Annotated in this window: 16 protein-coding genes and 4 pseudogenes; 13 read left to right on the top strand and 7 right to left on the bottom strand. The window is 71.4% G+C overall.

Translation table 11 applies throughout. From position 1 onward, the window contains the following. Window positions 1-211 precede the first annotated feature (211 nt). The 4 genes and pseudogenes from QTQ03_RS05345 to QTQ03_RS30225 all read left to right on the top strand — a co-directional run. Window positions 212-832, top strand: coding sequence for an L-threonylcarbamoyladenylate synthase (locus QTQ03_RS05345; RefSeq protein ID WP_289276998.1), 621 nt, complete (start codon window positions 212-214; stop codon window positions 830-832). A gap of 30 nt (window positions 833-862) precedes the next feature. Further along, the gene (locus QTQ03_RS05350) at window positions 863-1,945 is read left to right on the top strand and encodes a PIN domain-containing protein (protein WP_289276999.1); all 1,083 of its coding nucleotides are present in this window, start codon (window positions 863-865) and stop codon (window positions 1,943-1,945) included. Window positions 1,946-2,371: 426 nt separating this feature from the next. After that, a complete protein-coding gene (locus tag QTQ03_RS05355) occupies window positions 2,372-3,349 on the top strand; it encodes a YHYH protein (RefSeq protein WP_289277000.1) in 978 nt (325 codons plus the stop codon). A gap of 151 nt (window positions 3,350-3,500) precedes the next feature. Beyond that, window positions 3,501-3,572, top strand: a pseudogene (locus QTQ03_RS30225) (ester cyclase); the annotation flags it as partial. Between the two features lie 168 nt (window positions 3,573-3,740). Here the strand turns inward: QTQ03_RS30225 and QTQ03_RS05360 are convergent. Then, a complete protein-coding gene (locus QTQ03_RS05360; protein WP_289277001.1) occupies window positions 3,741-4,178 on the bottom strand; it encodes a hypothetical protein in 438 nt (145 codons plus the stop codon). A 411-nt stretch (window positions 4,179-4,589) separates the two neighbouring features. Between QTQ03_RS05360 and QTQ03_RS05365 the strand changes: the two are divergent. Beyond that, a pseudogene (locus QTQ03_RS05365) lies at window positions 4,590-4,967 on the top strand (putative PEP-binding protein); the annotation flags it as partial. A gap of 227 nt (window positions 4,968-5,194) precedes the next feature. Beyond that, window positions 5,195-6,265, top strand: a complete 1,071-nt coding sequence (locus tag QTQ03_RS05370; protein ID WP_289277002.1) for an IS110 family RNA-guided transposase — start codon at window positions 5,195-5,197, stop codon at window positions 6,263-6,265. Window positions 6,266-6,283: 18 nt separating this feature from the next. Here QTQ03_RS05370 and QTQ03_RS05375 read toward each other — a convergent pair. Then, window positions 6,284-7,536 (bottom strand): annotated as a pseudogene (locus QTQ03_RS05375) (D-alanyl-D-alanine carboxypeptidase family protein). A gap of 326 nt (window positions 7,537-7,862) precedes the next feature. Here QTQ03_RS05375 and QTQ03_RS05380 point away from each other — a divergent pair. Next, the gene (locus tag QTQ03_RS05380) at window positions 7,863-9,497 is read left to right on the top strand and encodes a hypothetical protein (protein ID WP_289277003.1); all 1,635 of its coding nucleotides are present in this window, start codon (window positions 7,863-7,865) and stop codon (window positions 9,495-9,497) included. Between the two features lie 26 nt (window positions 9,498-9,523). Here the strand turns inward: QTQ03_RS05380 and glpK (QTQ03_RS05385) are convergent, their stop codons facing one another. Both glpK (QTQ03_RS05385) and QTQ03_RS05390 read right to left on the bottom strand, forming a co-directional pair. Next, window positions 9,524-11,047, bottom strand: a complete 1,524-nt coding sequence (gene glpK / locus QTQ03_RS05385) for a glycerol kinase GlpK (RefSeq protein WP_289277004.1) — start codon at window positions 11,045-11,047, stop codon at window positions 9,524-9,526. 38 nt (window positions 11,048-11,085) lie between these two features. After that, window positions 11,086-11,853 (bottom strand): IclR family transcriptional regulator, encoded by a 768-nt coding sequence (locus tag QTQ03_RS05390; protein ID WP_289277005.1) that lies wholly within the window; start codon window positions 11,851-11,853, stop codon window positions 11,086-11,088. 187 nt (window positions 11,854-12,040) lie between these two features. Between QTQ03_RS05390 and QTQ03_RS05395 the strand changes: the two genes are divergently transcribed. The 4 genes from QTQ03_RS05395 to QTQ03_RS05410 all read left to right on the top strand — a co-directional run bounded on the left by QTQ03_RS05395 (window position 12,041) and on the right by QTQ03_RS05410 (window position 18,026). Then, window positions 12,041-12,880 carry an MIP/aquaporin family protein gene (locus QTQ03_RS05395; RefSeq protein ID WP_289277006.1) on the top strand — a complete coding sequence of 280 codons (840 nt, stop codon included), beginning with the start codon at window positions 12,041-12,043 and terminating at the stop codon, window positions 12,878-12,880. 40 nt (window positions 12,881-12,920) lie between these two features. Further along, window positions 12,921-14,438: a glycerol kinase GlpK gene (glpK, locus tag QTQ03_RS05400; protein WP_289277007.1), complete on the top strand. Its 1,518-nt coding sequence runs from the start codon at window positions 12,921-12,923 to the stop codon at window positions 14,436-14,438. A gap of 74 nt (window positions 14,439-14,512) precedes the next feature. After that, complete coding sequence (locus QTQ03_RS05405; RefSeq protein ID WP_289277008.1) at window positions 14,513-16,237, top strand: glycerol-3-phosphate dehydrogenase/oxidase; 1,725 nt, start codon at window positions 14,513-14,515, stop codon at window positions 16,235-16,237. Between the two features lie 118 nt (window positions 16,238-16,355). After that, entirely contained in the window at window positions 16,356-18,026 is a 1,671-nt protein-coding gene (locus tag QTQ03_RS05410; RefSeq protein WP_289277009.1) for a right-handed parallel beta-helix repeat-containing protein, read from the top strand. A 7-nt stretch (window positions 18,027-18,033) separates the two neighbouring features. Here QTQ03_RS05410 and QTQ03_RS05415 read toward each other — a convergent pair whose 3' ends face one another. From QTQ03_RS05415 to QTQ03_RS05425, 3 genes and pseudogenes are all read right to left on the bottom strand, one after another. Further along, window positions 18,034-19,872 carry a glycoside hydrolase family 15 protein gene (locus QTQ03_RS05415; protein WP_289277010.1) on the bottom strand — a complete coding sequence of 613 codons (1,839 nt, stop codon included), beginning with the start codon at window positions 19,870-19,872 and terminating at the stop codon, window positions 18,034-18,036. 192 nt (window positions 19,873-20,064) lie between these two features. Further along, a pseudogene (locus tag QTQ03_RS05420) lies at window positions 20,065-20,542 on the bottom strand (DUF421 domain-containing protein); the annotation flags it as partial. A 126-nt stretch (window positions 20,543-20,668) separates the two neighbouring features. After that, window positions 20,669-21,196: a MarR family winged helix-turn-helix transcriptional regulator gene (locus QTQ03_RS05425; protein WP_289277011.1), complete on the bottom strand. Its 528-nt coding sequence runs from the start codon at window positions 21,194-21,196 to the stop codon at window positions 20,669-20,671. Window positions 21,197-21,235: 39 nt separating this feature from the next. Here QTQ03_RS05425 and QTQ03_RS05430 point away from each other — a divergent pair, with 39 nt between their 5' ends. Beyond that, complete coding sequence (locus tag QTQ03_RS05430; protein ID WP_502889697.1) at window positions 21,236-22,099, top strand: potassium channel family protein; 864 nt, start codon at window positions 21,236-21,238, stop codon at window positions 22,097-22,099. An 82-nt stretch (window positions 22,100-22,181) separates the two neighbouring features. Then, window positions 22,182-23,729 carry a metallophosphoesterase gene (locus QTQ03_RS05435; protein ID WP_289277012.1) on the top strand — a complete coding sequence of 516 codons (1,548 nt, stop codon included), beginning with the start codon at window positions 22,182-22,184 and terminating at the stop codon, window positions 23,727-23,729. The last annotated feature ends 119 nt before the right edge of the window (window positions 23,730-23,848 follow it).

Below are 23,848 nucleotides of genomic sequence, written 5' to 3' on the forward strand. Positions count from 1 at the left end.
CCGATGCCGGCACCCACTGTGCCGTCGACGGCGACACCCGGTGATGTGGCGCGACCGCGCCGCACGCCTCCACGGACCGGACGACAGCAGTTGTTCGTGTGGCGGAATCCGGACCTCAACGGCCGCGGCGCGGAACTCAGTCGCCGCTGGCGCGTCGGCTCTGGGAGGACGGCGGTGCGGACGGCGCTCCACACCGCATAGGCTCGGGCACATGGCGAGGTACTACGACGTACACCCGGACAACCCCCAGCCCCGGATCCTGCGGCAGGTCGTCGACCTTGTCCGGGACGGCGGCCTGATCGCCTACCCCACGGACTCGTGTTTCGCGTTCGGCGCGCGTCTGGGCAACCGCGACGGGATCGACCGGATCCGCGGCATCCGGCACCTCGACGATCGGCACCATTTCACGCTGGTGTGTCGGGACTTCGCGCAGCTGGGCCAATTCGTGCACGTGAGCAACTCGGTCTTCCGGCTGGTCAAGGCATCCACCCCGGGCAGCTACACGTTCATCCTGCCGGCCACCAGGGAGGTGCCGCGCCGGATGTTGCATCCCCGCAAGCGCACCGTCGGCGTTCGGGTCCCCGCGCATTCCGTCACCCAGGCGCTGCTGGCCGAACTCGACGAGCCGCTGGTGTCGAGCACCCTGATCCTGCCCGGCGAGGACGAGCCGCTGACCCACGGTTGGGAGATCAAGGAACGGCTGGACCACGCTCTCGACGCGGTGGTCGACGCGGGTGACTGTGGCAAGGAGCCGACGACGGTGGTCGACCTGTCGCAGGACGAGCCGGAGATCCTGCGCCGGGGAGCCGGCGACCCGTCCCGTTTCGAGTAGTCGCGGCACGGCGGGCGTAGGCTGGCTGCCGTGGATCAAGAGGACCGTATCGCCCTGTTCCTCGACTACGAGAACCTCGCCCTGGGGGTACGCGACCACGGCGGCGGTGTCGCCTTCGACTTCCGCCCCATCGCCGACGCCCTCGCCGAGCGTGGCCGGGTCGTGGTGCGCCGGGCGTACGCCGACTGGTCGTACTTCGACGAGGACCGGCGGATGCTGACCCGGTCCCACGTCGAACTCATCGAGATGCCGCAGCGCATGGGCGCCTCCCGGAAGAACGCCGCTGACATCAAGATGGCCGTCGACGCGGTGGAGTTGGCCTTCGAGCGGGACTACATCGCCACGTTCGTGATCTGTACCGGTGACAGCGACTTCACACCGCTGGTGCACAAGCTCCGTGAGCTCAACAAGCGCGTCATCGGTGTCGGCGTCGAGAAGTCGACGTCGGCGTTGCTTCCGCCGGCCTGCGACGAGTTTCTCTACTACGACCGTCTCGAGGGTGTCGAGATCCCGTCGCCCCGCGGGCGGCGTGGTCGACCCACCCGGGTGCCGACCGTGGAGCCGCCGCGGGTGGTGCAGCAGCCCGAGCCGCAGCCCGAGGACGCGGAGCCGGTTCGGGACGTCGACACGCTCGCCGCCCTCGTGGCCCAGACCGTGGCTGGCCTTCAGGGCAGCGCCGGCGGTGAGGTGACCGCCTCGCGCCTGAAGCGCACGCTGCTGCGCAAGGACCCGACCCTCAGCGAGTCGGACTACGGGTTCCGCACGTTCGGCGAACTGCTGCGGCACCTCGCCGAACACAACGTGGTCGAACTGGCCGAAGGCCCCGCCAAGGGCGACCCGGAAGTGTCCCTGCCGGAGCATGGTGAACGGGAGGTCGCCTTCGGGCTGCTCCGGTCAGTGGTGCTGGACCTGGCCGGTGGAGACGGAGACGGCACTGTCCCCCTGTCCGGCCTGAAGAATCAGCTGCTGCGGGTGCGGCCGGACTTCAGCGAGAAGAAGCTCGGCTACCGCGGCTTCCTCCAGTTCTGCCGGGCGGCCGCCACCGGCGGGGCCGTCGACCTGCGGTGGAGTCCCGAGGCCGACGACTATCTGCTGACAGCCGCGACCGGCTGACCGCCCGTCCGGGTGCCGGGCACCGGATCCGGCCGCGAGCGGGTCGGAGCAGGCCCGGCCGGGGCAGTCCGTTCGGACACGACCAGGGGGCCGGACAGGTGAGCCGCACCGCGCAACGCGATCGCCGCCGAGGCTGCGGCATCCCGTCCGGCGCGTCCTGACCCGGGTTCCCGGGCCTGCTTCCTGGGCCTGCTTCCCGGGTCCGCGACGGGCCGCCAAGGCAGGCAGTCTAGATCAGCTGAGGACACGGGCTAGATCAGCTGAGGACACGGGCAAGCGGCGGACGCTGTGGTGCCCCGGGCCAAGGAACCTGACGAAGTAGTCCCTGTGCGACGCCCGGGGCCCGGACAGCGGGACCCGACCGTTCGCAGCCGGCCCACAGGCGGACCACAGCCGACACCGGAACTCGGCGGGCACGGTGACGACATGACTCCTCCTCAGCACGGTCCCGGTCGACCCACCCGCCGCATCTTCCTGCTCGGTGGACTCGCCGCCGCCCTCGGAGTGTCGGCGTGCGGCCGGACGGTGGTCACCGGCGTCAGCGATCCCTCGGCGCCGGCTTCGGCCGGTTCCATCGACTCGTCCAGCACTGCCGTGTCGACCGGGCTGACCGGCAGCTACTCGATCGCCGACACCGTTACCGGGACGCAGATGGACGTCACGGTCACCGCGGACAGCAGGGTCATCCGCGCCAACGGCCTGCCAAACCACCAGACGGGCAGCTTCCCGAACGTCAACAACCCCAACACCATCTCGGCGCAGACCTACGAGTTCCAGCTTCCGCTGCGCGGCACACGGGCGGATCGCGCCACCCAGCTCGTTTTGCCGCAGCCCTTCGGCATCGCGACCAACGGAGTGTTGTTCGACCCCCTCGCCGCCGAGTGGTACCGGCGCGACCGGACCTCCGGCTGGACGATCGAGGCGATCGGTCCCAAGGCCACCCTTGGTCTGGACGACAACAACGCCCACGTCCAGCCGACCGGGGCCTACCATTACCACGGCCTGCCTACCGCGGTGCTCGGCAACCAGGGCGGAGCTGGCCACTCACCCCTCGTGGGCTGGGCCGGAGACGGATTCCCCATCTACGCGAGATTCGGATACACCGACCCGATGGACCCGACCTCCGGCGTCGCGGAGTTGACCCCCTCGTACCGACTCCGCTCCGGCGTCCGAGCGGACGGCCCGGGCGGAGCGTACGACGGCACCTACACCGAGGACTTCGAGTACGTCGCGGGACACGGCCCACTCGACCTGGCCAACGGACGATACGGAGTGACGCCCGAATACCCCGACGGCACCTACCACTACGTCCTCACCGAGTCCTTTCCGTTCATTCCCAGGTACTTCGTCGGCACCGTCGCGGACGGCTTCGGACCTGCGGGCCGACCGGGTGGACGGCGGTAGCCGCCGGTTTCCCGTAGCGCGGCCCCCGTGGCACCGAGGCGGTCACGTCAATTTGGGGTCGACTGTGGCCGCTGCCGGTTCGGGTCGCCCCCATCCATCCACCGAACCTCTCCGAGGAGCATGATGTCCCCCGACCCTTCCGCCCGAGGACGTGCTGCGCGCCCGGGAGAAACTCGTCCTCGACCACGTCGAGGACGAGGTCCGCCAGGAGTGGGACAACGTGCCGGCCGGATCGGTGGTGCCGCCGCCGGTCGACGGCACCTTCGACTGAAGCGTGGTTTGTCGGCGGCGGGCGGGTCGTCAGTGTCCGCCGCGCGCGCCCCACGAATCTAGGTGATTCGTGGGGCGTGCGTCGGCCAGACCGAGACTGTGTCTGTCGGGATCGTCTGGGTCACCTGGCGGGTGGACCGTCCACGATGGGTCGGGGCCAGGTAACGGTCACCGTGATGACAACCTCTTCACTCGCACCCGCCTCGACGACACCGGACGCGCCCACGAAGCTCTCCGTGCCACCGGTGATCGCGAACAGTCGGACTCCCTCCTCGGGATCCAGGCCCATGGCGGTGATCTGGCCGTGCGGGGTGTCGAAGATGCCGGACACCTGCCTCGTGACGTGCTCTCCCTCGACGGTCACGACGGTTGCCAGCTCGCTCCAGGTCCCGAAGGGCTTGCCCGTCCTCGCCGTGGTTGCCGTTCCGTAGTTGATCCGTACGTCGCCGACCTGTGGGCGGCGCGACTCGGAGCTGTCCAACGTCGAGGTGGCCTCGAGGACGAGCTCGATCACCAACGTTTTGCCGCGCGAGCGGTCCCAGTCGCGCGAGTGCCCCATGTCGCGCGGGCGCGTCCTCTCCGAATCCGCCGATGCGGCTGTCGGCGCGATCGTCGCAATCACGGCGAGTGCTGCCAGGCCAACCCCTGCGACCCGACCAGGACGGCTAGACATGACCATAGTCTCCTCACGATTAATGGACGGAAAGTCCCTCACAACAACTTTATGGAGAACTTTTCACGTCTGTGGTGTGTTGCCGCTAGAAGTGCCCGATCGTGAGGCGAAGCCGTCGTGAGGGTTCGTCCGTGGCCGGTTTCTCGATGCCGATGACCGGTGATCTCACTGTGGGGGCCAGCGGGCCGGTGTCGGCGCGTCGGCCACGAACCGATGGGTGAGCCCGATGACGAGAACGACCACCGGAACATTGACAAAGAAGACCGCCAGCTCACCTCATCGGTGAGAACCCACCGACGGCGGGCCGAGTGCCAGAACCTCGGCGCGGGTGCCGACAAACCGCTGCCGTTCCTCGTGAACGGCGAGGAGCCGAACCCGGCGCTGGGCGTACGCGGCCTGCGGTTGTCCCGGCGGCGGCCGGACGCGCTCCGTACCCAGCTCAAAGGCGACTCCACAGGCGGCCCGGGGACACGGCGGCCGAGGTGTGGGTGATGGCGCCGATGGTGGCGACGGTCGCCGAGGCCGCCTGGCCTCGGGGTGACCAGCCTGTCCATGGCTCCGCGAGCCGTGCCCGAGGTACGGGAGGCGCTCGCCGCGCACACCCTCGCCGACTGCCGACGGCTTGCCGCCGAGGCGTTGTCCGTGGCGGACACGGCGCTGCTCACCGCCACCTGACAGAGATGATGTTCATGAGCACCTCCCGCCCGGGGTCTGACCCACCACCTGACTGACTTCGGGTCCTTAACGGGATTTGTCGGCCTCGGTCGGGAGGTGCTCGTGCACTCACTGGACGTGGCGTTGTGACCTAATAGGAGCCTGGCCAGAGGCCCCATCTCTGTCTTGTCCGCGTTGCCCGGCTGGTGCGTGCCGCCCTGCCCCCAGTCACGAACGACAGGACGACGATGCCTCCCATTACACCCGATGAAGCCGCGATCGAGGTCGTCGGTGGAGTCGACACCCATCAGGACACGCACACCGCGGCGGTGATCGACCTGGTCGGACGGGTGCTGGGCACCCAGCAGTTCCCCGCCACGCGGGCCGGCTACGCCGCCCTGCTGGCCTGGATGCACGGACACGGCCGGCTGAGCCGGGTCGGGGTCGAGGGCACCGGCGCCTACGGAGCGGGGCTCGCCCGCGTGCTGCGCGACGACCACGTCGACGTGATCGAGGTCGACCGCCCGGACCGCAAGACCCGCCGGTTCCAGGGCAAATCCGACCCGATCGACGCCATCCAAGCCGCCAGGGCGGCCCTGGCCGGAGAACGCACCGGCACCCCCAAGCAGCGTGACGGCCGCGTCGAGGCCCTGCGTAACCTGCGGGTGGCCCGGCGCAGTGCGGTCGAGCAGCGCGCTGACACCCAACGCCAGATCAAGTCCCTGATCGTCACCGCCCCCGACGAGCTGCGTGCCCGGCTGCGCGGCCTGACCGTCAAACAGCTGATCGCCACCTGCGCGAACCTGCGCCCCGACCGGGCCGACGCCGCGACCCCGGCCACCGCCGTCAAGATCGCCCTACGCTCCCTCGCTCGCCGCCACCAGCAGCTCGCCACCGAGATCGCCGACCTGGACGAACTACTGCAGCCCCTCGTCGCCGCCATCAACCCCGGCCTACTGGCCGCCAACGGCCTCGGCGCCGACACCGCCGGCCAACTGCTGGTCAGCGCCGGCGAGAACCACGACCGGCTCACCTCCGAGGCCGGGTTCGCCATGCTCTGCGGCGTCGCCCCGATCCCCGCCTCGTCCGGCAAGACCACCCGGCACCGCCTCAACCGCGGCGGCGACCGGCAGGCCAATGCCGCCATCTACCGCGTCGTGCTCTGCCGCCTGCGCTGGGACCCCCGCACCCGCGCCTACACCGAACGACGCACCAAAGAAGGCCTGTCCAAGAAAGAGATCATCCGGTGCTTGAAGCGCTACATCGCCCGCGAGCTCTACCAGATCATCACAGCCAACGATCTTGAACTCGCCGCTTGACATCCATAGGAGCATCCGTCACCGGCGGCGGGCCGTCCGACCGGTCCCGGACGTTCCGCCGTCGGGCGCCCGCCGTGCCCGGACCCGCCGTCCGACCGTCGCCCCCAGCACGACGGTCAACAGGAGAGCGGCGCCCAGACCGAGGGTGGCCGGCAGCGGCAACGAGGACGAGCCGCCGGCCCCACCGTGCTCGCCTCCGGCGGCGATCACGACGCGGTTGTCCTTCTGCTTCCTCTCCTCGGGCGCGACCAGCCGGCCGACGGACGTGTCGGGGGAGAGGGCGAAGCCCCAGTCGAGCAGCGCAGTCGCCTCACCCAGGCTGCCCAGCGGCGCGGTCTCCGCGCCGAGCAGGGTCACGGCGAGCCGCCGGCCGTCGCGTTCGGCCACCCCCACGTACGTCTGCCGGGCCAGGTCGGTGAAGCCTGTCTTTCCCCCGAGCATCCCCGGTAGCTGCCCAGCAGGGCGTTGTCGCTGGTGATGGTGAGCGCCGGTCGTTCCGGCTGGGCTGGCACGTGTGTCACCCGGGTCGCCATGTACCGCCGGAAGTCCTCCCGGGCGAAGGCGACCCGGGCGATCAACGCGAGGTCGTACGCGCTGGTGTACTGACCGGGGCCGTCCAGGCCGGAGGGGGTCGCGGCGTGGGTCTGGTACGCGCGCAGCCGGTGTGCCTCGTCGTTCATCATCTGCACCCCGCCCGCCCGCCCGGCGGTCCCACCGCCGACCCGGGCCAGCACGTTGGCCGCGTCGTTGCCGGACTCGAGGAGCAGCCCCAACCACAACTCCTCGACCGAGTACCGGCCGCCCGCCACCACCCCCATCAGCGAGCTCTCCGGATCGAGGTCGTGTAGATCCGCGCGCCGCACCTCGACGATCTCGGTCGGATCGAGCCGCGGCATCAGGGCCGTGGCCAGCAGCAACTTCTGAACGCTTGCCGGCGTGCGGTGCTCGTGTGGTCCGCAGCCGCCCAACACCAGACCATTGGTGAGGTCGGCCACGACCCACGAGGTGGCGGTGACGGCCGGTGGCTTCGGCGCGCCCGCGGGTGCCGCCAGCCCGGCTGTCGCCAGCGCGTCCCCGCCGACCGCACCGTGCGTGGGGTCGACCGGTGGCGGCGACGGAGTGTTGCTCGGGCGTGCCGGCGGCTGCACAGCCGGGCACGGTCGGTGCGGTGCGGCCGCCGCCCGGCGGGGCGTCACCAGCGCTCCGGCGGGCGAGACGAGGAGGGCACTGAGCGTCACGGCGACAGCACGGCAAAGGTTCACGTCACGCACAGTAGTTGCCTGCCCGGGCCTTCGCTCCGGTTGGGCAAAGCACGTGGTATCGACGCTTCGGCGAGCCCTGAACGGTTCCCGCCGGTGGGGGGCGGTGTGTTCACCATTGCCGGTGTCGTCCGCAACCCCTGCCGATCGTCCGTTCGTCGGGGCACTAGGTCCGAGCCTGGTCCGACGTGGGGAACGGTGGGCAGGTGTCCGGGCGGCGGGGCGGTAGGCGTTCTCGGCGACACCGTGCCACCCGCGCCGCAACGGTGTACTGCGGGGCGCGGCCGGTTGCGGTGAATCGCCGCGGATCGTGATGGCCACCGGGCATCCTACGGACGATGCACATCACACTGGCCGACCGCCGTCCGGGCACTGCGCTGCTGCTGCTGGCCGCGGTGCCGTCGATGCTGGAGATGGCGGTGTTGGCCGGGCTCGGGTTCTTCGCCCCGCAGCCGTTGGCTCCGCAGGTCACCGCGGTGTGGCCGTACGACTCGTACCACGACCTGCGCTGGTTGTTGGTCTACCACGATTCGTGGGTGACGTTCGCGCTCGGCCTGGTGATCGTCATTGCCGTGCGGGGCCTGCTGAGCGCCGGCCTGACCGCGCTGGCATGGCCGCCGGAACTGCCCCGCCCGTCGTGGCGCTGGCTGGTGTCGCGCAACCTGGAGGTCGCCGCCCTCGCCATCGTGATCATTTCGCCGTGGGCGGCGATCTCCGTCGCGTTCTCCGCCGTGGCGCTCTCCTGGTATCTGTTCGCCTCGGTGGTTCCGATCCTGCTCATCGCCCCGTTCCTCCAACGCGCCGGGGTCGTCCGGCGCTGGTGGCGGGGCCTGCCCTCGGTCGCCCTGCTGGGCTGGTCGCTGCTGAACTTCCTGGTGCTCACCCTGGCCGGTGCCGTGATCGTGAGCGTGCCGGCCTGGGCGCGGATCTTCGTGGCGGGCCTGGCCGGTGTGGTGAACGCGCTGCTGTGGCGACGCACGGTGTGGGCCGCCGCCCGCCGGCCGGTCCGGTGGGCGCGGGTGCCGGTGGCGCCGATCGCGATCGTGATCACGATGGTCGCCGCGGTCGGGATGCCGCCGCTGGCCAAAGTAGCCGCCGGTACGGGGACCTGGCGGCCGCCGCTGGTCACTCGGCCGCTCCCGGAGCGGGTGCCGTACGCGGTGATCGTCCTGGCCGGCTTCGAGTCGAGGTGGGACGGACAACCGCCGGTGGACCCCCGGGTGGCGCGCTTCTCGTACGCGGGTACGGACGACTCGGGCCGCCCGTTGCCATACCGGGCCGAGGACACCCACCGGTCGCTGGACTCCAGCGCGGCGCTGCTCGCCACGCAGATCGACGCCCTGCACCAGCGGACCGGCCGGCCGGTGGCCCTCGCCGGAGAGAGCGAGGGGGCGCTGGTGATCCGCACCTTCCTGGACAAGCTGCCCCGCGGGCCGGTGGAGGTGGCGATGCTGTTCAGCCCGCTGATCTGGCCCGGTCGTGCCTTCTATCCCCGCCCGGGGCGCGACGGGTGGGGCGTGGTGACCGGCTGGGAGCTGCGCGCCATCGCCGGGGTGTTGAACATGTTCCGGAACGTCGACGCGGGGCCGGACGAGCCGTTCGTCCGGTCGGTGATCGTGGAGGCGCCCTTCTACCGCAACCGCATCCTGTGTCCCGTGCCCGGCGTCCGCGTGATCGCGTTCCTGCCGCTGGTCGGAGCGGCCGAGGCGCCGCCCGGCGAGTACTCCAGGGTGCCCGTCTACGAGGTTGCCGCCCTGCACGGAGACGTGCTGAGCCGGGAGGACGTGTACCAACAGGTCATCAGGTTTCTCAGCGGCGAGCGGGTCGACCAGCCCCTCAGGGTGTACGAGGTGGTGCAGCGGCTCGGTGCGGCCTGGCAGCCACCGCCCCTCGTCCTCGAGGTCAACCCGCTCTGGTCGGTGGGCCGTGAGGGTGATCCGGCGGTGACCGGTCGGATCTGCGAGGCCTCGTGACGGGCGCGGGCCGGCGCCGCCGCGGATCAGCCGTCGCCGGCGCGTGCCTCGGGTTTGATCCAGCCGAAGGTCCGCTCCACCGCACGTCGCCAGTTCTCCCGCTCCTGCGCGCGAACCGCGTCGTCCATCTTTGGTACCCAGCGGGCGGCCGGGTGCCAGTTGCGGCGCAGGCCCTCCAGGTCGGGCCAGTACCCGACGGCGAGCCCAGCCGCGTACGCGGCCCCGAGGGAGACCGTCTCGGCCACCATCGGGCGTACCACCGGCACCGCGAGCACGTCCGCGACGAACTGCATGAGCAGGTTGTTCGCGGTCATTCCGCCGTCGACCCGCAGGGCGGTCAGGTCCAGCCCGGAGTCGGCGTTCATCGCGTCGACCACCTCCCGGGTCTGCCACCCGGTCGCCTCCAGCACCGCCCGGGCCAGGTGCCCCTTGGTGATGTACGAGGTGAGTCCGACGATCACGCCGCGTGCCTCGCTGCGCCAGTGCGGGGCGAACAGCCCGGAGAAGGCGGGCACGATGTAGCAGCCGCCGTTGTCGTCGACCGTCCGGGCGAGGGTCTCGATCTCCGGTGCGGTGCTGATCAGCTCCAGCCGGTCCCGGAACCACTGCACCAGGGACCCGGTGATCGCGATGGATCCCTCCAGGGCGTACACGGCGGGCTCGGTGCCGATCCGGTAGCCGACGGTGGTGAGCAGGCCGTGCCGCGAGTGCACCGGTTCGGTGCCGGTGTTCAACAGCAGGAAACTGCCGGTGCCGTAGGTGCACTTCGCATCGCCGGGGGCGAAGCAGGTCTGGCCGAACAGGGCGGCCTGCTGGTCGCCGAGGGCCGCCGCGATCCGCACCCCGGGCAGGACGGTGGTGGCGGTGCCGTACACCTCGGACGAGGATCGGATTTCCGGCAGCATGGCGGCCGGCACGTCGAAGAAGGCCAGCAGTTCGGGGTGCCAGTCGAGGGTGCGCAGGTCCATCAGCATGGTGCGGCAGGCGTTGGTGACGTCGGTCAGGTGCAGGCCGCCGTTCGGGCCACCGGTGAGGTTCCAGATCAGCCAGCTCTCCATCGTCCCGAAGAGCACCTCGCCGCGTTCGGCGCGCTCGGCGAGGCCGGGGGTGTGGTCGAGCAGCCAGCGAAGCTTCGGGCCGGAGAAGTACGTGGTCAGCGGCAACCCGCAAAGCTGCTGGACGCTCTCGGCGCCCGGGGCGCGGGCCAGCGTCTCCACCACCAGATCGGCGCGGGTGTCCTGCCAGATGATCGCGGGAGCGACCGGTGCGCCGGTGCGCCGGTCCCAGACGACCGTGCTTTCGCGCTGGTTGGCGATGCCGATCGCGGCGATCCGGTCGGCGGTGACCCCGGCCTGGGCGAGTGCGCGCGGGACGACTTTGCCGACGTTGCGCCAGATCTCCATCGCGTCGTGCTCGACCCAGCCGGGCCGGGGGAAGTGCTGCTGGTGCTCCCGCTGGGCCACCGAGACGAGGTTGCCGCGGCGGTCGAACACGATGCACCGGGTGGAGGTGGTTCCCTGGTCGATGGCGACGACGTAGCTCTCGGTCATTGCTCCGTCCTTCGTGAAGCCGGGTGGTGGGTGGCGGATCACCAGCGCGCGGCGCCGAGATCGCGGGACACGGCGCGGGCGGCGTCGCGGACGTACGCGACGAGGGCCGGGCGGGGTTTGCCCGGCCCGTCGCAGATGCGGTCCACCGGGCCGGAGAGCCCGATCGCGCCCACGACCAGGCCGCCGTAGCCGCGGATCGGCGCGGCGATTCCGGCCCTGCCGGGGGTCATCTCTTCGATTTCGGCTCCCCAGCCCCCGTCCCGGATCTCGCTGAGGGCCCGGGTGAGGGCCCGCGCGGTGACCAGGGTGCGGCGGGTGTACGGCTCGGGCTCGCCCCGCACGACGGCGTTGGCGGCGCCCACGTCGTAGGCGAGCAGGACCTTTCCGAGCGCGGTGGCGTGCGGGGGCAGCAGGGACCCGACGTCCAGCGTCTGGAGGGTGTCGTCGGGCCGGAACACGTGGTGGACCACCAGCACCTTGCCGTCCAGCAGGGTGCCGATGCGGACGGCCTCGCCGCTGCGTGCGGCGAGCGGGTCGGCCCAGTTGATGGAACGGGAACGGAGTTCGTTGACGTCGAGGTAACTCGTGCCGAGGTGCAGCAGGGCGGCACCGAGCTGGTACTTGCCGGAGTTCTTGTCCTGTTCCACGAACCCGACGTCCTGCAGGGTGCGCACGATGCCGTGCGCGGTGCCCTTGGGCAGGTCGAGGGAGCGGGCGATCTCGCCGATGCCGAGCCGGCCGGAGCTGCTGGCGATCAGCCGGAGGATCGCCGCGGCCCGCGCGATGGACTGCACCTGACCCGGCATGGGGCGGAATGGTAATCGCGTTCGGGCTATCGCAACAGTGTTCGGCATTGTCGACCGTGGTTCGTTGACCCGCCTCCCCAGGTTTCCTACGGTTCACCGCACGGCGACGTTCGACACCTCGCCGACATCGCACCGGCCCTTCCCGTCCCCCAACTCCGGAGGGCCGCCACCCCCACCTGGAGGCACCATGGCACCGCGTGTGAGAGCGCCGGGACTGCTCGGCGAACTGGCGGCCGAATTCGCCGGCACCGCGATCCTGATCCTGTTCGGCGTGGGCGTCGTCGCCCAGGTCGCGGCCGCCGGCACCGGCGAGTTCGACAGCATCGCCTGGGCCTGGGGCCTCGGCGTCACGCTCGGCGTGTACGTCGCCGGTCGGATCAGCGGCGCGCACCTCAACCCGGCGGTCACCCTCGCCCTCGCCGTCTTCAAGGGCTTCTCCTGGCGCAAGGTCATGCCGTACGCGCTCGCCCAGACCACCGGCGCGTTCGTCGCGGCCCTGATCGTCCGGTGGAACTACAGCGAGGTGCTGTCCCGGTTCGACCCGGGCCTCACCAGCAAGAGCCAGGGCGTGTTCTCCACCCTGCCGGGCGCCGGCGTCACCGAGTGGGGCGCGCTGCGCGACCAGATCATCGGCACGGCGATCCTGCTGTTCCTGATCCTCGCCGTCACCGACGCCCGCAACTCCCTGCCCGGCGCCAACCTCGCCCCACTGATCGTCGGCCTGGTCGTCGTCGCGATCGGAATGGCCTTCGCCGCCAACGCCGGGTACGCCATCAACCCCGCCCGCGACTTCGGTCCCCGCCTCGCGTCGTTTCTCACCGGGTACGAGACGGCCTTCCTCGACACCAGCGGATATCCGTACTTCTGGGTGCCCATCGTCGGGCCGCTGGTCGGCGGCGTCCTCGGGGCCGGCCTCTACGAGCTGATCGTCGGCCGCTTCCTGCCGAGCGACGAGCCGGAGCCGGGCGCCGTCGGCACCGAGACCGCGACCGAGACGGTTGCGGCGCCCGCGCCCGCCCGCGTCTGATCGACACACACCTCCGGAACCCGCAAAGGAGACCTCCCGCATGGCTGACTTCGTCGGCGCGGTGGACCAGGGCACCACCAGCACCCGCTTCATGATCTTCGACCACGGCGGCAACGAGATCGGCCGCCACCAACTCGAACACCAACAGATCCTGCCGCGGGCCGGCTGGGTCGAGCACAATCCGGTGGAGATCTGGGAGCGGACCCAGACCGTCATCCAGACCGCGATGAACGAGCGCGGCCTGACCGCCGCCGACCTCGCCGCGTTGGGCATCACCAACCAGCGCGAGACCACCGTGGTGTGGAATCCGCGCACCGGTCGTCCCTACTACAACGCCATCGTCTGGCAGGACACCCGGACCGACCGGATCGCCGCGGCGCTGGAGCGCGACGGCAAGGGCGACGTCATCCGCCGCAAGGCCGGGCTGCCGCCGGCGACGTACTTCTCCGGCGGCAAGATCCAGTGGATTCTGGAGAACGTCGACGGGGTTCGGGCTGCCGCCGAGCGCGGCGAGGCGGTCTTCGGCAACACCGACACCTGGTTGCTGTGGAACCTCACCGGCGGCACCGGGGGCGGCGTGCACGTCACCGACCCGACCAACGCCAGCCGCACCATGCTGATGGACCTGGAGACGCTGGACTGGGACGACGAGCTGCTGTCGTTCTTCGACATCCCACGTGCCATGCTGCCGGAGATCCGGCCGTCGTCGGACCCGCGCTCGTACGGGACAACCGTCCCGCACGGCCCGTTCACCGGCCCGGTCCCGCTCACCGGCGACCTCGGCGACCAGCAGGCCGCCACCGTCGGGCAGGTCTGCTTCGCCCCCGGCGAGGCCAAGAACACCTACGGCACGGGCAACTTCATGCTGCTCAACACCGGCACCGACATCGTCCGCTCCGAGGCGGGGCTGCTCACCACGGTCTGCTACCAGTTCGGGACGGACGCCCCGATCTACGCCCTCGAAGGCTCGATCGCGGTCACCGGGTCGGCGGTCCAGTGGCTGCGTGACCAGCTCAAGATCATCAGCTCCGCGGCGCAGAGCGAAATCCTCGCCGGCCAGGTGACGGACAACGGCGGGGTGTACTTCGTTCCGGCGTTCTCGGGGCTGTTCGCCCCGTACTGGCGCTCCGACGCCCGCGGGGCGATCGTCGGCCTGTCCCGGTACAACACCGACGCGCACATCGCCCGCGCCACGCTCGAGTCCATCTGCTACCAGAGCCGCGACGTGGCCGAGGCGATGGAGCAGGACAGCGGGGTGCACCTGGAGAGCCTCAAGGTCGACGGCGGCGTCACCGTCAACGACCTGTGCATGCAGATGCAGGCCGACATCCTCGGTGTGCCGGTGAGCCGGCCGGTGGTCGCCGAGACCACCGCGCTCGGCGCCGCGTACGCCGCCGGTCTCGCCGTCGGCTTCTGGAAGAACACCGAGGAGCTGCGCGAGAACTGGAACGAGAGCCGGCGTTGGCAGCCCACCTGGTCGCCAGAGCAGCGCGAGACGGGGTACGGCCGCTGGAAGAAGGCGGTCCAGCGCACCCTCGACTGGGTCGACGTCGACTGATCACCACCATCCACCGAGGAACCGGGCGGCCGGTGCCCGTCGCCGGTCGCCCACAGGCAGGAGAGAGAAGAAGGATGCACTCCGCGACACTGTCCCCGGCCGCCCGTGAGCGGTCCCTGGCTGCGCTGAGCGGAGGTCAGGAACTGGACGTCCTGGTGGTCGGCGGCGGCGTCACCGGCGCCGGCTGCGCCCTCGACGCCGTCACCCGGGGCCTGTCGGTCGGCCTCGTCGAGGCCCGCGACTGGGCCAGCGGCACGTCGAGCCGCTCCAGCAAGCTCATCCACGGTGGCCTGCGTTACCTGGAGATGCTCGACTTCGGGCTGGTCCGCGAGGCGCTGCGCGAGCGGGGCCTGCTGCTGCAACGGCTCGCCCCGCACCTGGTCCGTCCGGTGCCGTTCCTCTACCCGCTGCGGCACCGTGGCTGGGAGCGGCTGTACGCGGGCGCCGGCGTCCTGCTCTACGACACGATGAGCATCTCCGGCAGCCACGCCCGGGGCGTACCGGCCCACCGGCACCTGACCCGGCGCGGCGCGGTCCGTGCCTGCCCGTCGCTGCGTCCGGAGTCGCTGGTCGGCGCGTTGCAGTACTACGACGCCCAGGTCGACGACGCCCGGCTGGTGACCTGCCTGGTGCGCACCGCCGCCGCGCACGGCGCGCACCCGCTGTCCCGGGCCCGGGTCGTGGGATTCCTGCGCGACGGTGACCGGATCACCGGCGCGCGGGTGCACGACCTGGAGACCGACCGGGTCTTCGAGGTCCGGGCCCGGCAGGTCATCAACGCCACCGGGGTGTGGACCGACGACATCCAGTCTCTCGTGGGCGAGCGCGGGCCGGTGCGGGTCCGGGCGTCGAAGGGCATCCACCTCGTGGTGCCCCGCGACCGGATCCACTCCACGACCGGCCTGATCCTGCGTACCGACTCCAGCGTGCTGTTCGTGATCCCGTGGGGCCGGCACTGGCTGATCGGCACCACCGACACCGACTGGGACCTGGACAAGGCACACCCGGCGGCCACCAGCCGTGACATCGACTACCTCCTGGAACGGGTCAACGAGGTGCTGGCCACCCCGCTGACCCGCGACGACGTCGAGGGCGTGTACGCGGGCCTGCGCCCGCTGCTGTCCGGGCACTCGGACGCGACCGCCAAGCTTTCCCGCGAGCACACCGTGGCCAGCCCCGCGCCGGGTCTGGTGATGGTCGCCGGCGGCAAATACACGACCTACCGGGTGATGGCACGCGACGCTGTCGACGAGGCCGTGCGGGAGTTCGGCGACGGGGTGCCGGCCTCCTGCACCGACCGGCTGCCCCTGCTCGGGGCCGAGGGATACGTCGCCCGGTGGAACCAGCGCCGTCGGATCGCCCGGCAGCACGGCCTGGCCGTGGAACGGGTCGAACACCTGTTGCGCCGCCACGGCGCCGCCATCGACGAGGTGCTGGACCTGCTGCGGAAGGATCCGACCCTCGCCGAGCCGCTGGACGGCGCCGACGACTACCTGCGCGTGGAGGTCGTCCACGCGGCGTCGGCGGAGGGCGCCCTGCACCTGGAGGACGTGCTCACCCGGCGAACACACATCTCGATCGAGACGTTCGACCGGGGCCTCGCCGCCGCCGGCCCGGCGGCGCGGCTGATGGCGCCGGTGCTCGGCTGGGACGCCGAGCGGGTGGACCGTGAGGTGGCGCACTACGGTGCCCGGGTGGACGCCGAGCGGAGCGCGCACGAGCAGCCCGACGACGAGGCCGCGGACGCGGCCCGGCTGGGCGTACCGGACGTGGTGCCGCCGGTGGCCCTCGTGGCCTGACCCCGCCCCGGCGGTCCGCGCCGCGCGTACCGCCGGGCGGGCCGGCCCGAGTTTGCCGGGCGGTCCGGTGGGAATGCGGGCGACGTAACCAGCCGACCGACGGCCGGAGGAGCCCGACGTGTCACACCAGGGTCTGTCCACCTCGGTTCCGAAACGGCTCACGCCGGTCGCCGGTACGCCCCTGTGGTGCGACGCCCGGGACTTCGGGCTGCGCGGCGACGGGGTGACCAACGACCAGCCCGCCCTGGCGGCGCTGGTGGACCGGCTCGGCGAGGGCTACGCGGCCGACGGGCGCGCCCGTACCATCTACTGCCCGCCCGGGATCTACTCGATCCGCGACGCCGGCACCGTCTGGCGCAGCGGTGTGTCGATGGTCGGGGCGGGTCCGGCGGCGACCCGCTTCCTGCTCAGCAACGAGGGCAACCGGTCGGATCCGGTGCCGCTGGCCTTCTGGACCACCGTGCAGCACGGGGCGGACCGGGACCGGCACATCGCCGAGTGCACGTTCGCCGACTTCGAGATCGACGGCTCGGGCGTGGCGATGACCGCGTACAGCTACCTCGCCAAGGGGCTGGGCCTGCAGTACGTCGTACGGGGCGTGTTCCGCAACCTCTACATCCACCACACCGGCGCGACCGGGCTGGGCTGCGACTTCCTGCAGGACACCGTGATCGACGGGGTGGTCGTGGTCGGCTGCGGTCGCCTGGACAACGGGCTCCAGATGGGCGGTGCGGGCATCGGTATCGGCGTCGGCGGCTGGGGCGACGTCGAGCGCTGCACCATCACCAACTGCACCACGCTGGCCAACGGCACCAACGGCATCTTCCTCGAACTCCAGAAACCCGACTGGACGCCGCCGCGCGGCTATCGGATCGTCGGCTGCCACAGCCAGGCCAATCGCTTCGGCATCTCCGACTGGGGCACCGACGGCCTCGTGGTCTCCGCCTGCACCCTCACCGGGAACCTGGAGGCCGGCTTCGACGTCTCCGCCAACGGCACCGCGAGTGTGGCCGGACGTGGCGGGATCCTCGCCGACTGCGTGATCGACCGCAACGTCGGCAACGGCATCAGCATGGGGAACACGCCCGGGCCGTACACGATCCGGGGCAACCGGATCAGCGGCAACGGCGGGTACGGCTACCACGAGCACGACCAGGGCAACGGCTTCCGGGGTGCCGCCACGAACGTGGTGATCGACGGCAACGAGTTCTGGGCCAACGGCCTGGACGCCGTTCGGATCGACCAGCCGATGGTGGACGCGTTCGTGGTCGGCAACCGGATCCGCGACAACGGCAGGCGCTGCGCGCCGGCCAGCGTCGGCTCGGGCGACTCGGTGCGGTTCGGGCGGAAGGCGGTGACCGACATGGACGCGAACTGGCCGACAGATGGGCACCGCGGCAAGGTCGTCGAGGTCGGCGGCCGAACGGCGGTGGTCGCCGGGAACAGCGAGACCCGGCTCACCCTCGCCGAGGTGCGGCCCGACTCCTCCACCGCCTGGAACGAGGACACCCCGCCACCGGGCAGCCACTACCGGCTTCCCGCCCCGCCACGGCTGCGCGCGGGTGTCACGGTGAACGCGGCGGTGGACTCGGCGACCGTGCGGGCCAACCGGGTGTGGGACACCGGCGCCGGCACCCAGACGCACGGGCTGTGGATCACCGAGCGGGGCAGTTGCGTGGCGTGCCGGATCGAGGACAACGACCTCGCCGGCAACGCCGAGGCGGCACTCCGGCTGGACACCCCGCCGGTGGGCGGCCGGTGGACCCGCAACCACACCGACGAGGGCTGAGCGCGGGCTACCGGCCCCGGCCCTCGGCGTCGAGCAGGCCGTCGAGGGCGAGCGCGGTGGTGATGAGGGAGAGGTGGCTGAACGCCTGCGGGAAGTTGCCGATCTGCTGCCCGGTCAGGGCGATCTCCTCCGCGTAGAGGCGGAGGTGGTTGCTGAAGGTGAACATCTTCTCGAAGGTGAGCAGGGCGTCCTCCAGACGTCCGGAGCAGGCGAGGGCGGCCACGTACCAGAAGGTGCACATGTTGAACGTGCCTTCGTCGCCGGGCAGCCCGTCCGGGGCGGCGGACGGCTTGTACCGGTGCACGAGGCTGTCGGAGACCAGGTCCTGCTCGATGGCGCGCAGGGTGGACTGCCAGAGCGGGTCGCTCGGGGTGACGAAGCCGACCGACGGCATGACCAGCAACGCGGCGTCGAGGACCTGCTCGCCGTACGCCTGCACGAAGGCGCGGCGGCCCCGGTGGTAGCCCCGCGCCATGATCTGGTTGTAGATGGCGTCCCGCGACGTCACCCAGCGGGTGACGTCGCCGGGCCGGCCGGTGCGGGAGACGAGGCGGATCGCCCGGTCGAACGCCACCCACGACATCAGTCGACCGAAGGTGTAGTCGCGCGGGTGGCCGCGACTCTCCCAGATACCCGCGTCGGGCTGGTCCCAGTTGTCGCAGAGCCAGTCGACCATCCGGACCGTGCTGCGCCACACCTGGTGCGAGGCGCGGATGCCCTGCTCGTCGGCGAAGAGCATGGCGTCGAGGGCCTCCCCGTGGATGTCGAGCTGAAGCTGGTCGGCCGCGCCGTTGCCGATCCGCACCGGCCCCGACCCGAGATAGCCCTCCAGGTGGTCGAGGATCTCCTCGTGCAGGTCTGACGAGCCGTCCACCCGATACATGATCTTCAGGGGCGCGGCATTGTCACCGGCCTCCCGGATCCGCCCGTCCAGCCACTCCGTGTAGCGGGCCGCCTCCTCGGTGAAGCCCAACCCGAGCAGGGCGTGCACCGAGAAGGACGTGTCCCGGATCCAGGTGTAACGGTAGTCCCAGTTGCGGGCGCCGCCGAGTTCCTCGGGGAGCGACGCGGTCGGTGCCGCGATCATCGCACCGGTCGGTGCGTACGTCATGAGCTTCAGCGTGATCGCGGACCGTTCGACCATCTCGCGCCACCGACCGGTGTACCGGGACCGTTCGAGCCAGCGGCGCCAGTAGTCGCGGGTCTGCTCGAACAGCACCTGCACCTCGTCGATGGCGAACGCGCGCGGCGGGCCCGGGGCGGCGGTCTCCATGATGATCGCGCCCGTGTCGCCCTCGTTCATCGTGGCGAAGGTGAGCAGGTCGTCGTTCCGGTTCTGTAGGTCCTCCACCGGGATCAGCCGCCCGTCGGGGCGGGACGTGTGCAGCGTCAGGGTCGTCGACGGGGCCCGGAAGACGCTCCCGTCGGGGTGCACCTCCAACTCGTGTGGCTCGCGTCCGTAGTTGAACCGCGGTCGGCAGGCGGTGCGGAAGCGCATGCTGCCGCGCACCATGTTGATGACCCGTACCAGGCGGTGCTGTTCGGTGGGGCGTTCGTCCGTCACCGGCATGAAGTCGATGATTTCCCCGACCCCGTCGGTGCTGATGAACCGGGTGATCAGGATCGGGGTGTTGGGGAGGTAGAGCTGTTTGCTGACGTAGCGCACGCCGTCCGGGACGATGGAGAAGTAGCCGCCGCGGGACCGGTCGAGCAGGGCGGCGAAGATGCTCGGCGAGTCGAACCGCGGGGCGCAGAACCAGTCGACGGTGCCGTTGCGCGTGATCAGGGCAGCTGTCTGGAGGTCCCCGACGAGGCCGTGATCCTCGATGGCCGGGTAGTCCTCCACACCCGCCTCCCCGCTCGTCTACGACACCATCGGAGGCTAGAGCGGCGCCGGCGTCGTCGGGGGCGGACGACGGCCGGTCACCCGCCCGGGGGAGACGCGGACGGCCAGCAGGCGGCGGCACGGTCGCAGGTGGTGGGCGGGTCGGGCCCACGGCCAGGTCAGCGGCCCGCCGCCGGCGCCGCCGCCCCGCGGACGCATGATCACGCTGAACTCGCCGTCGGACTCCATTCGGACCTCACGGACGTCGGCCACGTCGTCGATCCCCTGCTGGCGCAGCTTGGCACACAGCTCCTCCTCGCTGATCAGTTCCCGGCGCATGTTGTGGCGCAGCAGCCGGCCGTCACGGACCAGGACCAGAGACCCGGGACGGATCAGCCGGGCGAGCAGCGGGACGTGGTAGGCGAGCGTGTCGAGCAGGTAGGCCCAGCCGATGATCACAGCGACCAGCAGCACCCCGTCGGCCAGCGACGTGTAGTTGTTCGCCATGCCGTTCTGGGCCGCGTCCGCGATCAGGACGATGACCAACAGATCCGTGACACTCGACGTGCTGCTCTCCCGCTTCAACAGTATCCGGAGCAGAAAGAAGAGCGCGAGGTACATGACGCTGCCGCGGGCGACGATCTCCAGCAGGGGGGGTGTCCGGGGTGAACATCGCCCGCCAGTCGACCACGGCACCGGCTACCCGCCCGCGGCGTCGTCATGCCGCCGTGCGGGCCGGAACACGTGGTGTCGCCCACGGCGTCACGCCTGCGCCGGCACGTCCGCCTCGTCGGTGAACGACGGCCGGACGGCCCGACTATGCCGGCGGGGTGGCCGGCCCGGTGCACCGTTCCCAGCGCCGCCACCACTGTCGCTCGTCCGGTTCCCCGGCAGCGGTCACCAGCGCCTCGATCGACTCGACCGTGCCGCTACCCGGTCGTCTCCCGATCGTCGTGACCAGCCGACGGATCTCGTCGGTACGGTGGCGGATCACCTCACCCACCAGGTCCCTGCCGGAATCGGTGAGGCTGAGCCAGGAGACCCGGCGGTCGGTCTCGCCGGCCCGCCGCACGACCAGGCCGCGGCGGACGAGACGATCACACGCGCGCGTGACGGTGGACGGATGGAGGTGCAGCGCCGCGGCGAGGTCGACGACCCGTAGCGGCCCCCGTGAGGCGAGGACGACGACGGTTCGGTACTGCGACGTGGTGAGGTCGACCTCGAGGGCGGCGAGCGTCCGGGCGGTGATGCCGACCAACGTCCGGCTCAGCGCCGCCAGCGCGTCGACCAGCGCCTCCGCCTCCACCGCCGGCGGCAGCTCGGTCGGCTCCACGTACAGTCTCATCGGGCAATGGTTGCACGTGTACACGGATCTTCGTCGGGGGTGACCATGGGAAACGCCGGCTCCACCGGCGGGCCGGCGGGGTGGATCGGTCGCTGGGAGCGCCTGACCGCGCTGCCGTTGACCGTTCTCTCGCTGGTGTTCTTGGCGGCCTACGCCGCGCCGATCCTGGATCCGCAGCTCGATGCCGTCTGGGCCCGTGCCTGCCGGGTGACGAACGTTGCCGTCTGGCTGCTGTTCTGGCTTGACTTCGGCGTCCGTCTCGTCCTGCACCCCGAGCGGCGTCGATTCCTCCGGGAACACCTGTTCGACCTGGCGGTCCTGGTCCTGCCGATGCTGCGTCCGCTACGCGCGTTGCGGCTGGTGACGGTGGTGCTCACGCTCAGCCGGCGGACCGAGATCTGGGTGCGCGGCCGGCTCAGCCTCTACGTGGGGGCGACCACGCTGTTGCTGGTACTGGTGGCCGCCCTGGCGGTTCTGGACGCCGAGCGGCGCGCGCCGGAGTCGAGCATCACGAGCTACAGCGACGCTCTCTGGTGGGCGGCGGTGACCATCACGACCGTCGGCTACGGGGACTTCTATCCGGTCACCGCGGAAGGACGGCTGGTGGCGGTCGGTCTGATGATCGGTGGCATCGGGCTGATCGGCTTCGTGACCGGCTCGCTGGCCAGCTGGATCGTCGACCGGATTTCGCGCCGCGGCCAACAGGTTCCGGGCCGCGGCCAACAGCAGGCCGCCACCGCCGAGGACGTCGCGGCGCTGCGCGCCGAGATCGCGGCGCTGCGCCGGCGTCTGGAGGCCTCGGGTATGCCCTCCGACCGGTCGGCGGCGCCCGGCCAACCGACGCCGCCGACGAACCGACCGGCCGGCTCGTCGGCGGTGGTCGCACCCGAGTCCGGCGGGTAGCCTCTCGGGGCGGAGACGGTCGCGTCCGCGCACCGCACCGACGGCCCGACACCCCCTCGACCCGACCTGATCGGACCGACACGTGACGCCACAGCCCGACTGGTTCGCTCGACTCCCGCGGCGTCCGGCTGCCGACCGACCGGACCCGGCCGACGACCGACGGCGACGGTGGACCCGCTTCGGGCGGCGGCTGGCGACCGCCGTCGCGGTGCTGGCGGTCGCGCTGACCGGGGCGTACGCGGGCGTGTTCTTCGGCGCGCGCAGCAGCGCGGACGTCGGTCCCTTCCGGGTCGAGTTCCGGCTCACCCCGGCCACCGAAGGCGGCACCCAGGTTGCCGTCCCGCCGCTGGGCGCGCTGTTCCTCGACAGCCACGCCGGACCCACCCGGCTCACCGTCCGGCTCGACTCGCTCGACCAACGGCGTACCCAGGCGCTGATCGAGGACCCGCAGGGCCTGGCGGCGTCCAGCCGGTCGGCGCCGGAGGACGTCCGCGACGCCGTCCAGCGGTTGGCGCTGCGGACGCTCGCCGTGTCGACCCTCGGCGCGTTGCTGCTGTCCGCGCTCGCGTTCCGGGACACCCGGCGGGTCGCCTGGTCCGGCGCGCTCGCCCTGACCGTCACCGCCGGTGTCCTCGGCACCGCGGCGTCCACCATCCGGCCGCAGGCGCTCGACGAGCCCCGCTACGAGGGGCTGCTGGTCAACGCCCCCGCACTCGTCGGTGACGCGCGGCGGATCGCCGACGACTACGAACGCTACGCCGCCCAGTTGCAGCGCCTGGTCGGCAACGTCGGCCGGCTCTACACCACCGTCTCCAGCCTGCCGATCTACGAGGCCCAGCCGGACACGACCCGGGTCCTGCACGTGTCGGACCTGCACCTGAACCCCGCCGCGTGGCCGATGATCCGGACCGTTGTCCGGCAGTTCGACATCGACGTGGTCGTCGACACCGGCGACCTGGCCGACCGGGGCAGCGAGCCCGAGCCCGCGTACGTGTCCATGGTCGGCGAGCTCGACGTGCCGTACGTCTACGTCCGCGGCAGCCACGACTCGCCCGCCACGGTGGCGGCGGTGGCCGGCCAACCGAACGCGATCGTGCTGGACGACCAGGTGGTCACGGTTGCTGGCGTGACCGTCGCGGGCATCGGCGATCCCCGCTTCACCCCCGACCAGCAGCACGCCGAACTCGAGGAAGCGCCCGCCGAGAACGTGGACCCCGGCGGGCAGTTGGCGGCGACCGTCCGGACGACCGGGCACGCGGTGGACATCGCCGTGGTGCACGACCCGGCGTTCGCGCCCCCGCTCAACGGTCACACACCCCTCGTCCTGGCCGGGAGCACCCACGACCGCCGGGTCGACGTGCTGCCCCCGATCGGCGGCCGGGACGCGACGCGCCTGATGGTGCAGGGCTCGACCGGCGGCGCCGGCATACCAGGGCAGGAGGACCCGAAGCCCGGCCCGATGACGATGTCCGTGCTCTACCTCGACGAGCGGCAACGTCTGGCGGCGTACGACGACATCCGGGTGAGCGGCACCGGGACGACCCAGGTGAGCCTGGACCGACGCGTGATCGAGGGGACGGATCCGACCGCCTCCGACGCCCCGCCGGCCACCGACACCGTGCCCCGGTGAGAACGCCACGCCCCACGGTGGTGCGCGGACGGTTCATCGCGCCAGGTTGTCCCGGTCCCGTTCGGCGTCCTCCCGGTCCCGTTCGGCGTCGACGCCACAGATCCTCCGGTCGAAGCGGG

It is taken from the genome of Micromonospora sp. WMMA1363 (genome assembly GCF_030345795.1).
Lineage (GTDB): Bacteria > Actinomycetota > Actinomycetes > Mycobacteriales > Micromonosporaceae > Micromonospora.

Coding starts and splice junctions, on each gene's coding strand:
- QTQ03_RS05345 (WP_289276998.1), top strand. CDS start 212: ATGGCGAGGTACTACGACGTACACCCGGACAACCCCCAGCCCCGGATC.
- QTQ03_RS05355 (WP_289277000.1), top strand. CDS start 2,372: ATGACTCCTCCTCAGCACGGTCCCGGTCGACCCACCCGCCGCATCTTC.
- QTQ03_RS05360 (WP_289277001.1), bottom strand. CDS start 4,178: ATGGGGCACTCGCGCGACTGGGACCGCTCGCGCGGCAAAACGTTGGTG.
- QTQ03_RS05370 (WP_289277002.1), top strand. CDS start 5,195: ATGCCTCCCATTACACCCGATGAAGCCGCGATCGAGGTCGTCGGTGGA.
- QTQ03_RS05380 (WP_289277003.1), top strand. CDS start 7,863: ATGCACATCACACTGGCCGACCGCCGTCCGGGCACTGCGCTGCTGCTG.
- glpK (WP_289277004.1), bottom strand. CDS start 11,047: ATGACCGAGAGCTACGTCGTCGCCATCGACCAGGGAACCACCTCCACC.
- QTQ03_RS05390 (WP_289277005.1), bottom strand. CDS start 11,853: ATGCCGGGTCAGGTGCAGTCCATCGCGCGGGCCGCGGCGATCCTCCGG.
- QTQ03_RS05395 (WP_289277006.1), top strand. CDS start 12,041: ATGGCACCGCGTGTGAGAGCGCCGGGACTGCTCGGCGAACTGGCGGCC.
- glpK (WP_289277007.1), top strand. CDS start 12,921: ATGGCTGACTTCGTCGGCGCGGTGGACCAGGGCACCACCAGCACCCGC.
- QTQ03_RS05405 (WP_289277008.1), top strand. CDS start 14,513: ATGCACTCCGCGACACTGTCCCCGGCCGCCCGTGAGCGGTCCCTGGCT.
- QTQ03_RS05425 (WP_289277011.1), bottom strand. CDS start 21,196: ATGAGACTGTACGTGGAGCCGACCGAGCTGCCGCCGGCGGTGGAGGCG.